Source organism: Sinomonas sp. P47F7 (assembly GCF_049332655.1).
Classification (GTDB): domain Bacteria; phylum Actinomycetota; class Actinomycetes; order Actinomycetales; family Micrococcaceae; genus Sinomonas.
Window position 1 is genome coordinate 2,252,114 of record NZ_CP186327.1, and the last position, 13,746, is coordinate 2,265,859.

The 13,746-nt window shown below is 67.8% G+C and carries 11 protein-coding genes and 2 pseudogenes; 5 read left to right on the forward strand and 8 right to left on the reverse strand.

The annotated features are described in order from the left end of the window. Positions 1-17 precede the first annotated feature (17 nt). From ACOKR1_RS10540 to ACOKR1_RS10555, 4 genes are all read right to left on the reverse strand, one after another. Entirely contained in the window at positions 18-1,106 is a 1,089-nt protein-coding gene (locus tag ACOKR1_RS10540) for a PEP/pyruvate-binding domain-containing protein (protein WP_422936608.1), read from the reverse strand. A 13-nt stretch (positions 1,107-1,119) separates the two neighbouring features. Then, entirely contained in the window at positions 1,120-2,460 is a 1,341-nt protein-coding gene (locus tag ACOKR1_RS10545; RefSeq protein ID WP_422933044.1) for a cytochrome P450, read from the reverse strand. A gap of 124 nt (positions 2,461-2,584) precedes the next feature. Next, positions 2,585-3,376 (reverse strand): IclR family transcriptional regulator, encoded by a 792-nt coding sequence (locus ACOKR1_RS10550; protein WP_422933045.1) that lies wholly within the window; start codon positions 3,374-3,376, stop codon positions 2,585-2,587. A 23-nt stretch (positions 3,377-3,399) separates the two neighbouring features. Then, positions 3,400-4,098, reverse strand: coding sequence for an HD domain-containing protein (locus tag ACOKR1_RS10555; protein WP_422933046.1), 699 nt, complete (start codon positions 4,096-4,098; stop codon positions 3,400-3,402). Positions 4,099-4,462: 364 nt separating this feature from the next. Between ACOKR1_RS10555 and ACOKR1_RS10560 the strand changes: the two are divergent. Then, a pseudogene (locus ACOKR1_RS10560) lies at positions 4,463-5,518 on the forward strand (IS110 family transposase). A 93-nt stretch (positions 5,519-5,611) separates the two neighbouring features. After that, positions 5,612-7,087 (forward strand): hypothetical protein, encoded by a 1,476-nt coding sequence (locus ACOKR1_RS10565; protein ID WP_422933047.1) that lies wholly within the window; start codon positions 5,612-5,614, stop codon positions 7,085-7,087. Between the two features lie 196 nt (positions 7,088-7,283). Here ACOKR1_RS10565 and ACOKR1_RS10570 read toward each other — a convergent pair whose 3' ends face one another. Then, a complete protein-coding gene (locus ACOKR1_RS10570) occupies positions 7,284-7,676 on the reverse strand; it encodes a carboxymuconolactone decarboxylase family protein (RefSeq protein WP_422933048.1) in 393 nt (130 codons plus the stop codon). Between the two features lie 744 nt (positions 7,677-8,420). Here ACOKR1_RS10570 and ACOKR1_RS10575 point away from each other — a divergent pair. Next, positions 8,421-8,483, forward strand: a pseudogene (locus tag ACOKR1_RS10575) (hypothetical protein); the annotation flags it as partial. Positions 8,484-8,494: 11 nt separating this feature from the next. Here ACOKR1_RS10575 and ACOKR1_RS10580 read toward each other — a convergent pair. Further along, positions 8,495-8,974: a recombinase family protein gene (locus ACOKR1_RS10580; protein ID WP_422933049.1), complete on the reverse strand. Its 480-nt coding sequence runs from the start codon at positions 8,972-8,974 to the stop codon at positions 8,495-8,497. Positions 8,975-9,368: 394 nt separating this feature from the next. Here ACOKR1_RS10580 and ACOKR1_RS10585 point away from each other — a divergent pair, with 394 nt between their 5' ends. After that, complete coding sequence (locus ACOKR1_RS10585) at positions 9,369-10,280, forward strand: alpha/beta fold hydrolase (protein ID WP_422933050.1); 912 nt, start codon at positions 9,369-9,371, stop codon at positions 10,278-10,280. Positions 10,281-10,663: 383 nt separating this feature from the next. Next, positions 10,664-11,905, forward strand: a complete 1,242-nt coding sequence (locus ACOKR1_RS10590; protein ID WP_422933051.1) for an AbrB family transcriptional regulator — start codon at positions 10,664-10,666, stop codon at positions 11,903-11,905. 397 nt (positions 11,906-12,302) lie between these two features. Here ACOKR1_RS10590 and ACOKR1_RS10595 read toward each other — a convergent pair whose 3' ends face one another. Continuing rightward, the gene (locus ACOKR1_RS10595) at positions 12,303-12,878 is read right to left on the reverse strand and encodes an ABC transporter substrate-binding protein (protein WP_422933052.1); all 576 of its coding nucleotides are present in this window, start codon (positions 12,876-12,878) and stop codon (positions 12,303-12,305) included. A 69-nt stretch (positions 12,879-12,947) separates the two neighbouring features. Continuing rightward, the gene (locus ACOKR1_RS10600) at positions 12,948-13,739 is read right to left on the reverse strand and encodes a Crp/Fnr family transcriptional regulator (protein WP_422933053.1); all 792 of its coding nucleotides are present in this window, start codon (positions 13,737-13,739) and stop codon (positions 12,948-12,950) included. Between the last annotated feature and the right edge of the window lie 7 nt (positions 13,740-13,746).

The following is a 13,746-nucleotide window of genomic DNA, read 5'->3' on the forward strand; positions in this document are numbered from 1 at the left end:
TCTGAGGGGCGGTGGGGCTATGCGGTGAGCTTGATGGAGCCCCAGCTGAAGCCGGATGCCGCGGGGCCGCCCGCCGCCGTCGTGCTCACCACGGGCTGGGGTGCCGTCTTTGGCTTCGCTGAATGGACCGTCTCGGGGCGGGCCTGCAGGAGCAGGAGGTTCTCGCCCTCGGGCAGGTCTGCGTCGAGGGCCCACTCGACGTCTTGCGGGCACCTGTAGTGCTTCTCGGCGCGCTTGGCCAGCATCGCGACGGCGGCGAGCTGGGCGTCGGTGAGACAGCGGCGGGCGCGGCGTTCGGCGTCGACCTCGCGCTCCACGAGGCGCCGCGCCCCGGGGTCGGGGACGAGCTCGGCCTGCTTGTCGCCGAGGTGCTCCGCGACGAGCGCCAAGGTGACCTTGTCGAGGACGATGTTGTCAGGGGTCACCTGGCCCGAGACGACCATCTCCCCGACACCGTAGCTCGCCTCGATCGTGATCTTGGAGCGGTCCCCGTTGGCCGGATCGAGGGTCATCGCGACGCCCGAGGACTTCGCGTTGACCATCTTCTGCACCACGACGGCCATGGAGAGGCCTTCGTTGGGGATGTTGTTCTTGAGGCGGTACGTGATGGCGCGGGACGTGTAGAGCGAGGCCCAGCACTTGCGGATGTGCTCGCCCACGGCGTCGAAGCCCTCGAGCCACAGGTACGTGTCCTGCTGGCCCGCGAACGACGCTTCGGGGAGGTCCTCCGCCGTCGCGCTCGAACGGACGGCCACCGGGACCGGTGCGTCGAAGCGTGACTGGAGCGCGGCGTAGGCGGTGACGGTCTGGGCGCGCGCCTCGGCTGGGACCGGGCATGATTCGATGTCGGCGCGGATCCTTGCCGAGACCGTGTCGACCTGTGCGACATCCTCCGGGTCGAGGCCTGCGAGGAGCGCGTGGACCCGCCGCGTGATGCCGGATTCGGCCATGAAAGCGTCGAACTGGGCCGTTGTGACCACAAAGCCGGGCGGGACCGGCATGCCCGCGGCCGTCATCGTCACGAGCGAGGCGCCCTTGCCGCCCAGCGCCGCAAGCGTGGGCTCGATTCCGCCGTCGAAGAACTGCACGTAGTCGGTGCTTTCCATCGTGCTCACGCCTTCAGTCCTCCCAGCTCACGGGCACCGCGATCGGGACGCGGAACGACAGGTTCTCGCGGAACTCGATGCTCTCCCGATCGTCCACGCGCAGGTGGGGGATCTTCGCCGTGGCCTCCTCGAGGGCGATCTTGGCCTGGAGCTTGGCGAGCATGTTGCCGAGACAGTAGTGGATCCCGAAGCCGAACGAGAGATGCTCCCGGGCGTTCGGGCGGGTGATGTCGAAGGTCTCTGGGTCCTCGAACTTGGACTCGTCCCGGTTGGCCGAGCCCATGACGAGCAGGAGGCCTGCGCCCGCCGGAATCTTCACGCCGCCGATCTCGGCGTCCTTGAGTGCCTTGCGGCGCCAGGCCACGATCGAGCCGGAGTAGCGGAGCACCTCGTCGATCGCGCCGGGGATCCTCTTCGGGTCCTCGACGAGCTTGGACCACGTTGCCGGGTCTGCGGCAAGGAGGCGCAGCGCGTTGGAGATGAGCGTCGTCGTGGTCTCGTGCCCGGCGAAAAGGAGGCTGTAGGCCACCGAGGCGATCTCGTGGTCGGAGATCTCGGCGCCGTCCTGCTGGGCCTTCACGAGGTCTGCGATGAGGTTGTCGCCGCCCTCGCGGTGTGCCTTGGCGACCAGTGCGAGGCAGGCCTGCCAGTATTCGACGAGGTTGTGGGCGTGAGGGGTCTGCTCCTCGTCGCTCAGGTCGCCCCAGGTCATGGCGGCGCGCGAGTCGGACCAGCGCTTGTAGTCGTCGATCCTCGTCGGATCCTCGCCGATGAGGGTCAGGATCGTGATGGTCGGAACCTCGTAGGCGAGGTCCCGGACGATCTCCCCGTGCCCGGTGCCCCGGGCAAGCATCGCGTCGAGCCGCTCCGCGACGTTCCCGTGGATGAAGGGCTCGAGCGTCTTGTACCGCCGGGGCGTGAAGGCCTTCTGCACGATCCCGCGGATGCGAGTGTGCTCCGGCGGAATCCGGGCCGAGAGGCCCGAGTAGGCGGTGAAGCCGCCCTCGTTCATGATCTGCGTGGCCTCCGGGCCGCGCTTCCGGACCGGCGCCTGGGCGTTCTCTGAGGAGAAGGTCTCCCAGTCCTCGAAGACGGCCTTGATGTCGTCGTAGCGGGTGACCACGTAGTAGTCGATCCGGTCGTCGTACATGACGGGCTCCTCGGCGCGGAGCCGCGCGTACGCGGGGAATGGGTCCTTCATCTGGAATGGCTCGTAGCCATGGTGGGGTGACGTGGGGGCCGATTCGTGCGCCGGACCGCGGGCGGCTGCGCCGCCCGGCAGCGTCCCGGTCGCCCCTGACGATTCCGCCCCGAAGCCGAACGGGCATCCCGTTCCCTGAGTCGACAATGACATCAGTTCTCCTTGTAGCTGGACCTTGGCTTTGCGGCCCTCTGGGCCTGCCCGTCTGTCTCGCTCCAGTGTGGGCTGAATCACGGGCAAGTGGCTGCCTCGCCTTCCACTCAGTGGAATCAGATTGCTATCTCCCCAGCCCCGCATTGGCGCGCAGCGTCTCGAAGGGAACGTGCGCCGTCGCCCGCTCGATCTGTGCCGAGATTCCGCGCAGCGTGGGCAGATGGCGGATCATGGTGCCCGCTTGAGACGAGAGCACGACCAAGCCGAGCCCGGCCGCGATCCGGCCTGAGTGGAAGACGGGGACGGCGATCGACGCCGAGCCGAGGCGGACCTCTTCGGCTGTCGTCGCATAGCCCAGCTCGCGGATCTGGACGAGCTCCTCGGCGAGCCGGGCAGGGTTCGCGTGGGTGTACGCCGTGGGCTGCTCGAGGCGGCGGTCGAGGTACGCCTCGCGCACCCAGTCCTCCTCGAAGGCCAGGATCACCTTGCCCACCGCCGTAGCATGCATGGGCAGCCTGCCGCCGGCCCGGGAGGCGCGGGGCACGCGCTTGGTGCCGTAGATTCGGTCGATGTACAGCACCTCGTGGCCCTCTCGGATTGCGAGGTGCGCCGTCTCCCCGGTGAGCGAGAACAGGTCCTGGACATACGGCCGGGCCGTGTCCCGGAGCGCACGCCCTGCATTCTGCCCGAGCTCCCACAGACGGATCCCCAACTGGATCCGGCCCTGAGGGTCCCGCGCGAGCGCTCCCGACTCGACGAGCTCGCCGACGAGCCGGTGAGTAGTGGTCAGCGGCAGGCCCGAAGCTTCCGCCAGCTCGGTGAGGCTCATCGAGCGGCGCCCGGATTCGAAGGCGAAGAGGATCGCGAGAAGCTTCGAGGCCACGCTACGGCCCGGCTCGCTGCTCCCTCCCGCCATAGTGCCTCCTCACGCAGACCCGGCTAGGGCAACTCTAGTGCTGCCCGCTCGTGCCAGAGGTTCGCCGACTCTATTGCTGCCAGCCCGCGGGCGAGGGCCTTGGCGGCGTCCGTCAACAGATGCCCGTGGACCCGGGAACTGCACAGCCGCAGGGCGCCGGCGCGGTCCAGCCCGAACCAGTCCATGACGGTGTCCAGACCGTGAGGGGTGAGCCGCCACGTCTTGTCCGCGTCCTTCACGATCGCGTCCTCGATCGAGAGCGCCTCGCGGCGCGAGTCGTGGCCGTCCACGATTTCGACGATCCGTTGCGCGCGCTCTCCCCGGACGCCCAGCTCGGACAGGATCCCCGCGGCAAGCCTGGCGCCCTCCTTCTCGTGGAGGAGGACCAGGTCCGGGCGGCCGCCGCCGGGCGCGATCGCCTCGAGCACTTCGTCCGGAGGCACTTCCGACCATCCGACATCATGCAGCATTATCGCGGGAAGCACGACGCCAGCGTCCGCCTCAGGGTACGCCTCGAGCAGCGACCGGGCGATCGCGACCGCGTACAGGGTGTGCGCATCGTTGCTGCGGACCCTCAGGTGCCGGACAGCGAGCGGCCAGATCCGCGACAGCTCCCCTCCGAGCTCCCCAGCGAGGGACAGGACGCCCTCGGCTTCGGACGGGACGTGTGCGGAGAGCTCGCGGCCGAGGCGGTTCGCAGCAGGGGATAGCTTGCAGGACACAAGTCAAGTGGAACGGCGCGGCCGCGCCCGGCGCCAGAGCCGGCTTCCACCCAGCGGAAGATATCCCTTTCCGGTGTCGGCTCAGCCCTGTGAGACGTGGAGCGGCTGGTCTGCGACCGGCTGGCAAGGTTGGTGCTGGTCGCCTTTTCCTTGGCTCTCCGTGAGCCTTCGGTGTGATTTGTCCGGTCAAGGGTTGGCGGCCGGCGCCCGCCCGGCCCACACCGATGGCTTGATCAGAAGACTGCCCGGCCCTGAGAGGTCGTGGCCCATCACAGGCTTGCCCCGGAGTGGCTCTTCCCGCGCGACGCCGGCAGTGCCGCGACCGGAATGATCGCCCGCATTGGAGAAAGGAACCTTGGGAGCGATGACCACAGTCGCCCGGTCCCGCCCGTACGTCATCGGCGTGGACACCCACGCCCGCACCCACACTCTCGTCATCCTCGTCGCATCGACCGGTGAGCAACTCGGCTGCGAGCAGTTCCCGGCCTCAGCCGCAGGCATGCGCAGAGCCGTGGACTGGGCAGGATGCTGCCCGGGCGGCAACCTCGCCGCTCGTTGGGTAATCGAGGGGATCGGAAGCTATGGAGCCTAGCTCGCCAACGAGGTCATGAAGGCCGGCTACGAGGCCGTCGAGGCCCCGAAGGTACCCACGCACACGTCGGGCCACAGGGAAGTCCGACGCGCTGGACGCGGCGGCGATCGCGCTCTCACAGGATCCCACCAAGCTCCGCGTGCCACGGCAGTACGAGGGGGTCCGCCCTGCGTGCTGGTGTGCGCGCGCGAGCAGATGACAGCTGAGCGGACCGCGAAGGTCAACTCCCTGACTGCCCTGGTCCGCACTGTCGATCTCGGCGTCGACGCCCGCCGGCCGCTCGGCGGCTCGCAGATCACCGAGATCTCGCGCTGGCGGTCCCGCGATGGAGATCTCGCTTCGGCCACCGCCCGCACGGAGGCCGTGCGGGTCGCCAAGCGCATCGCGGTCATCGACGAGGAACTCAAGGAGGACAACGCCCGCACGGCCGAACTCGTCCAGAACAGCCCTGCCGCGCCGCTTCTGGAGAAGACGGGCATCGGCCCCGTCACCGCCGCGGTCGTCGTCACCGCCTGGTCACACCCCGGCAGGGTCCGTTCCGAGGCGTTCGCCGCCCTTGCCAGAGTCAGCCCCATCCCGGCTTCCTCGGGCAACACCGTCCGTTACCGGCTCAACCGGGGAGGCGACAGGCGACTTAACCAGGCATTGCACATGGCCGCCTTCTCGCGGATGGTCCACGACCCCGAGACTCGGGCATATGTCGAACGAAGGAAAGCAGAAGGGAAGACCTCACGCGAGATCAGCCGCTGCCTCAAGAGATACCTCGCACGCCACCTCTACCGCACCCTCAACGCACTCCACGGCCGCACGGCCGCCGTCGCAGCCTGACGGACTTGATCGTGCCGACTGTTGCAGCGAGTTCCCACGGCGCGGGTGCTGCGTTACAAATGGACCATGCCCGCGGTGCGATGATGTCTCCCAATGGAGCAGCGCAGGCTGCGGCTCCCGGGGAGGCGGTATCTGGTGGCGGTGCTGGATCACTCTGATTCTGAAGCTGACGGCAACGCAGCTGACATCGCTGGGAGCCTGACTAGAGCGCGGTCGCTGTCGCCCCTCGCTTGGGTGTCGATTGCGTTTGCGGTCTTGGGATGCCTCGGCATCGTTGTCCTGAATCTGCCTGCTTGGCAGGAGGTCCCGGTCTGGCCGAACGCAGCTGAGGGACCTGTCGTCGGTGCCACTCTTGTTGGCGTCTTTGGAGCAGCGGTGACCGGTTCCATCGCGGCTTTCCGGCGTCCTGGCCGCGATGCCGCGGCAGTCGCCATGATCGGGGTCCTCGCAGTCCTGGCACTCTTCGCGACCCTGGTGTCAAGCCTTCGGGCGCACACCACGCTCGACCCGTCGGAACTGTACGCGAAGACAACAGCAGACAGGCACCTGTCAGTACAGCAGCCGCTGCCCTTCGGAACACCGCTCACGCTGCAGGCAGCCGAGGGCGGGCGGGACATCCTGGACGTCACCCCCGGCGGTCCGATCGACATTACCGCGGCAGCGCTTGCAGCGTCCGCACCAAAACCCAGGAACGGCGCCTACATCGCCATCCCGATCACGGCACGCGAACTCGACCCCAAGGCCCTTGCAGACCGGCACAGCAGGGCCAGCATGTTCGACGGAGGGTGGCGGGAACGGGACACCTCCTGGTACACGAGCACATACTGGGATCCGGCCCGTGGGATCTTCGAGCCCGGGACCGATGTCTACCACCCAGTGATCTCCGTGCCCGGCTACCCCCGTCGGGCCCAGGCGACCGTGGGCTCCGACGGATCGGTCCACTATTTCGAGATCCTCGACGTCCCGCCACAGGACCCCACTCGTGGCGTGTACGTGTGGACACTCGTCCACGGCGCCCGCTTCGGGTCGGCCTACTGGGGTGCTGCCAGTGACGGGCTCTATGTCCGCGACCTCGCCCAGAGCCTCCAGCCCCACCCGTACGGGACCCCTCTTGAGCTCCAGTCGAAAGTCACCGGCAGGGACGTGCTCCGGATCACCGTCCACGCACCGGTCGACGTCACCGAGGCGGCCCGAACTGCAGGCCTTCCGCCCCCGAAGTACGGCGCCTACCTCGCGATACCCGTCTCGGCGGTGATGCTCGACCCTTCGGCGATCGCCGCTCCCGGCGGCTACATCGACTATCCGCAGGGAAGGTTCAGTGTCGGCAGGACCGGTCACGGGCCGGGGGCCGGGGATGCAGAATCGCCGAAGATTCCCATTCCGGGGTACCCGACACTCGCCACCATCGACGCCACCCACTTCAGTGGGGAGATCAACTACTACGAGATCTTCGACGCGGCCGCCAGCGACGCCACAGACGGCGACTACGAGCTAGGACTCTACGTCGACTTCCCCGACTACATCGTCTCCGACGTTCACGATGTCTCTTGGACGACCACCCGCAGGTGAAAGGGCCAACCATCCTTCGAATGCCATGAGCCGCGCGCCCACGGGCAGGTGTCGGGCACGTTCATGAATCCAGAGCCGACCGAATCGACGCGCAAATGTGAACCCGACCCACGCTGGCGGATCCGTATCGTTCATTTTTCGGTTAGACGCTACGGCGGCCTGCAAACCGCCGCAACGAGCTAGCCCGTGAGGCAGATCAGGGCGTGAGTTCTGCGAAGACTTCGCGTGCGATGGCGTAGCTGTCGAATGCGCGGGCCACGCCCGCGTAGATGGCCATCTGGATGAACGCCTCGACGATCTCTTCCTCGGTCACGCCGTTGTTCAGCGCGATGCGCAGCTGGCCGCGCAGCGGCTCGAGGATGCCGAGGCACGCGGTGATAGCCACCGAGATGAGTGCGCGCGTGCGCCGGTCGAGGAGCTCGGCGCGCGTCCATGCGTCGTTGAACGCGTGCTCGGTTGCGATCCTGGTGAAGTCGTAGGCATTCGCCGGCTCCGCGGGCTGAGGATCGACGAACGGCGCGAGGCTGAACCCCAGGACCTCCCCGGCTGTGTCGAGGGCGCGTCTGCACTCAGGGCCCTGTTCGGTCATGACCCAATTCAGTTCGTCGCCCACCGACGGGGGCGGTTCTGGATCTCATCGATGACGCTCTCGGACCTCCACCCACACAGCCTTTAGGTGACCGCGACCCCCGAAGCTCGTCATCAGCACCTGAGAACCAACGCCAGTCATTTGATACCGGCATGGGCTCGCCTCCCAGCTTGACGGGACATAGAAGAATCACACCGAGCTCGACATCGCCGCAGCCGAGCCGCTGACCGCCTGAGTCCCAAGACTGGCGCGGGGGCCCAAAGGACTGACAGTCATAGCGCTTCGAATGCAGAGCGAGATGCGCAGGCTCCGCAACGAGCTGCGCTACGAGCCGACCGCCGCGAGGATCCGCGGTGAGGCGTTCGGCCGGATCCTCTTGGACTCCCGGCGCGCGGTCCTCGTGTAGGAGGCAAAGGGTGACATCCCGGCGTGCGCGGTGCCGTCTGCGGACATCGTGGCGGAACTCGTGCCCGCCGGGGCCACGCCCCACGACCCGCCTTCGGCGTTCGGCCGACGTCAAGGTGCGGGCCAGGACTTCACGATCAGTGCGCCCGGGCTCGAGCTCGCGGAGGCCGCCTTCCGGCCCGACGATCCGGGGCTCTCGGAGTACCTCCTGCTCGACTATGACGCGTTCGACCGGTGGTGGGAGGACGAGGAGGGCGTCGAGGGCCACCCTCGCGATCCATTCCACCGTGAGTCGATGCCCGGCTCGGCTCCCAGCAGGTCCGGGTCGAGTACGACGGCGTGGTCCTGGCCGAGAGCGCCAACCCGATCTTCGTCTACAAGACGATGATTCCGGTGCGCACGTACTTCCAGCGCTACGACGTCGATATGACGCTACTCGAACCCACTGATCGGCAGACGAGCTTGCCCTTGGCCCTCGCTGGGGTGAGCCCGGCCACGGTCCATTCGCGGATCAGGTCACGCTCGAGCAGGGCGAACGCGGCCAGGATGGTCACCGTCACCCGGCCCATCGGGCCAGAGGTATCCAGCTTTTCCGTGACGCTTTCGAACTGGACTCCCTTGGCCGTCAGTTCCTCGAGCACCGACAGCACGTCCGGCGCGTTCCTGCCCAGACGGTCCAGCTTCCAGACGATAAGCTTGTCCCCGGCCTCGACCCGGTCGAGGCCGGGCTGAGAGCTGGGTGCGCTCCCGGGCCGGCACGCTTCCGCTCCGCCGCGGTCCACGTAGAACCGCTTCCGGCGGTCCGTCTCGACGCAGGCCTGCGCCAAGGCGTCCGTCTGAAGCTGGGGGTCCTGGTCTGACGTGCTGACACGGGTATAGCCGTCGGTCGTCATGGTCCACCGCCCCATTCGTTTCTCAATTACTCGAAAGACCGTAAAGGTCATTGAGAACAAATCAGATATTCAGGTTCAGAGCCAAAATTGATGCGTGGTTGGTGGGAGTGATGCTGCGATCAGCAAGGGAGTATTTGTTGATAGGCGGAAACCGCCATCTGCGACAACCACCGCGAGTGGCCGCACGCGACTCGTCTGCCCCTTTGGTGGTGATCATCGGCCGCTTCGGCTACCCGTGCGAGGTCATCGAGTTCCACGTCGCGTGCACCCGTTGAAGACCCGAGCCGCCGGCGGCGAGCCAGTACGCCCGACGTCAGGAGCTCGTCGGGCGATGTTAAGGAGTTCGTAATCGATCCAGCCGCCGACCAGGGGCACCCGCGATCATACTGAGCTCATGGAGAAAGCCGACTCATCGATCGAGCGCGACCTGCCGGTTCCGCCCGACCTGAAGCGCGTCATTGTCGACGGTTACGAGTTCGCCTACAGGGAAAGGGGCACAGGCACCCCCGTCGTCTTCGTCCATGGCGGGATCAGCGACCTCACCGTGTGGGATCCCACGATCGACGCCGTCGGGGAGCACTTCCGGGCGATCGCCTACAGCCGGCGCTACGCCTGGCCGAACGTCGATATCGACGAGGGGGCCAAAGACTACATGCAGCCCCACGTCGACGACCTCCACCGGCTGCTCCTGACCCTGGACGCGGCGCCAGCACACCTTGTCGGGAACTCGTGGGGCGCCTTCATCTGCCTCCGACTCGCAATCCAGCATCCCGAGGTCGTCCGGAGTATCGTGCTGCAGGAGCCGCCCCTCATCCCGCTGATCACCGGTGCTCCTCCTTCGCCGGCCCACATCCTCGGATCCCTCGTACGCCGTCCCCGGACAACGCTGGCGACCATGAAGTTCGCGGCCACCGGGCTGGGACCGGTGCAGAAGCTGGTCAAGGCCGGCCAGATTCGGCCGAGCATCGACACGTTCGCGCGCGCGGTGCTCGGGGCCGCCGAATACGCCGCAGCGCCAGCGGACTTCAGGGCACACATGTACGCGAATGCGGGCACCCACGTCGCCCAGGCGATCGCAGACGGCGGATTCGAGCCGCTCTCCGAACAGGACGTCGCAAGCGTGACCCACCCGACCCTCGTGATGACCGGCTCCACCAGCCCAGCCGTCCTGCGCCTGCTCGCGAAGCGGCTCGACGAGCTGCTTCCCCACAGCCGAATCGTCGACATCCCGGACGCGAGCCACGTCATGCACGTCCAGAATCCGGCCGCGGCGAACGCCGCAATCGTCGACTTCCTCAGGCCCTGAGCCGCGATCACCCACGCACCAACGCGGAACTGTCCGGGCTCCACTGCGAGAGCCAGGCCATGATCGACAAGCTCACAACCGTGCCCTGCTCCGGCGTCCAGTCCCGCATCGGCGGGCTCGCCCCGACCCAGCAGGCAGAGGTGGAGCGGGCACTGCTGGTCTTCCTTGGGATCGCTTGGCCAAGTCCCAGCAGCGAGTTTGCCCAGCACCCCGCACCGTGCCCGCCATCCCGGGGTGGAGAGGTGGGTCCACTTCACTGTCTGAGCCTTCACCCGGACGGCAGCTGGAATTGTCCCTCGGTTCCCCTGTCTGTCAGGTGGATCCCGGAAGGTCATTCAGGTCCCAGGCAATGGCGCCGCTCCAGCGACACCCGGAGGAAGCCAATGTTCAGCCCAAGGACGCACGTTGTCACCGACCGCGCCGGAACGGGAACGGCACGTCGGCTGCTCGCCGGAACACTCGCCCGATCCCGTGTGGGCTCTGCGGCCGTGTGGCTGGCGCTGGGAGGAGTGGCCTTCGCCCTCGGCGAGGCCGGTTCGCTCATCGGCCTCCCGGCGCCCCATCTGCTGCTGGCTCTCCTGGTCGGGGCCGCTGCCTCCCTCTCGGGGGCCGTGAAGCAGCAGCTGCCCAAGCCGGCGGCCGTGGCCTCCCAGGCCGGCATCGGGGTGCTCATGGGCAGCTACATCACACCGGCCTCCCTGCAGTCAGCAGGTCCGGCGGCCCTGCCCATGACCGCGGCGACCGTCCTGACGATCGGCCTGTGCCTCGCAGCGGGGTCCCTCCTGGCCAGATGGGGCCGGACAGGTCTTGCCGATGGCGCACTGAGCCTCGTGCCCGGAGGCTCCGCGGCCGTCGTCGCCGCCGCCGATGACCTCGGCGCCGACTCCCGCCTCGTGGCCTTCTCGCAGTACTTCCGGGTCGCGCTCGTGGCGTTCACGGCACCCCTCGTGGCCTTCGCCATGCACCCCGCCACCGGGGGCAACACCGGGACCGGGGGCACCCCGCTGTGGGACGATCCCCATCAAATCGTCCACCTGTCCCAGAACACGCATCAGCTCGCGGGCGTGCTCATGCTTGCCGCCGTCTGCATCCTCGGCGTCAAGGCGGGACGGCATATCTCGATGCCGGCCCCGGCGCTGCTGGGGCCGATGGTGATCACGGCGCTGTTCGTCTTCACCGGCACCGCCCAGGGCTTCGCGCCCGACGGGGTACTGCGCAGCATCCTCTTCGTCCTCGTCGGACTCGAAGTGGGCCTCAGATTCACCTGGGCCTCCGTGCGCAGCATCGGCAGGCTGTTCCCCCACGTGCTGCTGTGGACCGTGGCCGTCTGCTTCGCGTGCGGGGGCCTGGCCTGGGCATTCTCGGCAGCGCTGGGCCTTCCACTCCTGGATGCCTACCTCGCGACCACCCCGGGCGGGATCAACGCCGTACTGGCCACCGCCGCGTCCCTGGACGCCAACCTCCCGGCCATCTCGACCGTCCAGAGCATCCGCCTCTTCATCGTCATGCTCCTGACCCCTCCGCTGATCAGCTGGCTTTCCCGCAAGAACACGCCGAAGCCAGCACTGGCCGCCGCCACCCCCGCGAAGCATCTCCCAGTCGTGACCGAGTCCGCCGTCTCCTGAAGCAGGACCCCAGCAGCGCGCAGGATCGGTGCCGCGCCCGTGATCGGCGCCCATAGCTGCTGGCGCCTTCAGAAGCTGCACTCGGCCCGACAGCCACATCCGGCGCCCGTGGCAACGTCGAGCCCAACAGGCTAGAGCGCTACGCCAACGCGGTAGGGCACCACCTCGAGATACGACTGCCCCCGACCAAGGAACAGCGACACCGGAGGACAGTCCCCTCGATCCAATGAAGTGACGCTGAGTCCTCGGATGAGTGGCTTCAGTCTGTCGCCATGCAATCAGGGTTTCCCACGAAAGCTTTGAGGGGGAAGTGCAGGGCGATCCTGGAAGGCGGCGCCGATGCGACCCCCAGACATGACAGGCGGCCGGTGAGGACCACGAGCCGCGCACTGTCCGCTTAGAGATCCCCAATCGGGCGCTCCGACCGCCACTTAGCGATCACAGAATCGCGACATTTAGCGCCGCGGTTCACAAGCTTGAGCAGATCGTCGGTGGTCAGAGCCGCCTGGACCTTGTCCAGAACGTTCTTGGCCTTGCCGCTCACACGGTCCGCGCGGACAAGCGGCACGACCTGCTGGGCGGCGAAGTTGCTCGACGGATCGTCGATGACGACGAGGTGGTTCTTCGGGATGAGCAGCGAGGTCGTGAAGACGTCGGCGGCTTGGATCTGGCCGTCGAGGAGGGCCTTGACCGTCACGGGACCGCCCTCATTGCTCAGCGGGACGAACTCCCTGGGCACGCAGCCGTACATGTCCTTGAGCCCCGGGAGGCCCTCGGCGCGTTCCTTTGCCTCGGGCGGCATGCCGAGCGGGATCTGGCCGCAGACCTTGCCGAGGTTGGCGATGCTCTTGCGCCCGTACTTCGCCGCGGTCGCCTGGGTGACGACGATCGAGTCCTCGTCCTCGGCGTTGGCCGGGTCCAAGACGGCTAGGCCTTGCGGTGTCGCGGCCGGGAGGGTCTTCAATTGTGTCAACTCAAGCCGAGACCACTCTGGCAGCCTAAGCGAGACCCACCTCGCATCGCGGAGTCACCGGCTCTCCTCTCAGGGGGTGCCGCGGGCGATGGCCCGCAGCCTGGCCGGGTCCTGGAGGGTGATCCGGCCGCGGCCCTGCCGGATGAGCCCGCGGGAGGCGAAGTCGGAGAGGATCTTGCTGGTGGCCTCACGGGTGGCGCCCAGGAGCCCGGCGACCTGTTCGTGGGTGAGCCGGACAGTGGGAGCAGCGCGGCCGAACCTCGGCGCCGGGGATGATTCGGCCACGCTCAGGAGCGTCGAGGCGACCCGGGCCGGCAGGGGACGCAGCGCCAGGTCGGACAGGCGTCCCTCGAGCTCGGCGACGCGTTCCCCCAGCAGCCGCGAGATGCGCACGGCGATGCGCGGGTCGGAGAGCAGGAAGTGCTCGACGTCGGCCACACCGAGCTGGCAGACCATGGAGTCCTCAATGGCCTCGGCGTAGCTGTCGTACATCCGCTGGCCGACCAGGACCATCTCGCCGAACACGGCGCCGGGTTCGAGGATCGCCAGGGTCAGGGCCTTGCCGTCCGCGGCCACCCGGAAGACGCGCACCCGCCCGGTCTTGAGGATGAACAAGGCCTTGACCGGCTGGGCCTGGCTGTAGAGCAGCTCGCCGCGGTGGAACAGCTTCGCGGGGGCCATGAGGTCCATCTCATGGAGTTCCGCCGCGGAGAGGTCCGCAAACAAGTCCACCTCGTTCAGGCACGCGAACGCGCCGCCGCCCGCGAGGGCGCCCAGCGGGTCGGGCTCGCGCGCCTCGGGGGACCAGGGCCGGGGCTTGGCAGCCTCGGCCCAGATCTCCGTCCGACATTCGTCGTTCATGCCCGGC

Excerpts from the sequence above, each read along its gene's own strand:
- ACOKR1_RS10545 (WP_422933044.1), bottom strand. The coding sequence starts at position 2,460 with ATGTCATTGTCGACTCAGGGAACGGGATGCCCGTTCGGCTTCGGGGCG.
- ACOKR1_RS10585 (WP_422933050.1), top strand. The coding sequence starts at position 9,369 with ATGGAGAAAGCCGACTCATCGATCGAGCGCGACCTGCCGGTTCCGCCC.
- ACOKR1_RS10550 (WP_422933045.1), bottom strand. The coding sequence starts at position 3,376 with ATGGCGGGAGGGAGCAGCGAGCCGGGCCGTAGCGTGGCCTCGAAGCTT.
- ACOKR1_RS10590 (WP_422933051.1), top strand. The coding sequence starts at position 10,664 with ATGTTCAGCCCAAGGACGCACGTTGTCACCGACCGCGCCGGAACGGGA.
- ACOKR1_RS10580 (WP_422933049.1), bottom strand. The coding sequence starts at position 8,974 with ATGACGACCGACGGCTATACCCGTGTCAGCACGTCAGACCAGGACCCC.
- ACOKR1_RS10565 (WP_422933047.1), top strand. The coding sequence starts at position 5,612 with ATGGAGCAGCGCAGGCTGCGGCTCCCGGGGAGGCGGTATCTGGTGGCG.
- ACOKR1_RS10600 (WP_422933053.1), bottom strand. The coding sequence starts at position 13,739 with ATGAACGACGAATGTCGGACGGAGATCTGGGCCGAGGCTGCCAAGCCC.
- ACOKR1_RS10540 (WP_422936608.1), bottom strand. The coding sequence starts at position 1,106 with ATGGAAAGCACCGACTACGTGCAGTTCTTCGACGGCGGAATCGAGCCC.
- ACOKR1_RS10570 (WP_422933048.1), bottom strand. The coding sequence starts at position 7,676 with ATGACCGAACAGGGCCCTGAGTGCAGACGCGCCCTCGACACAGCCGGG.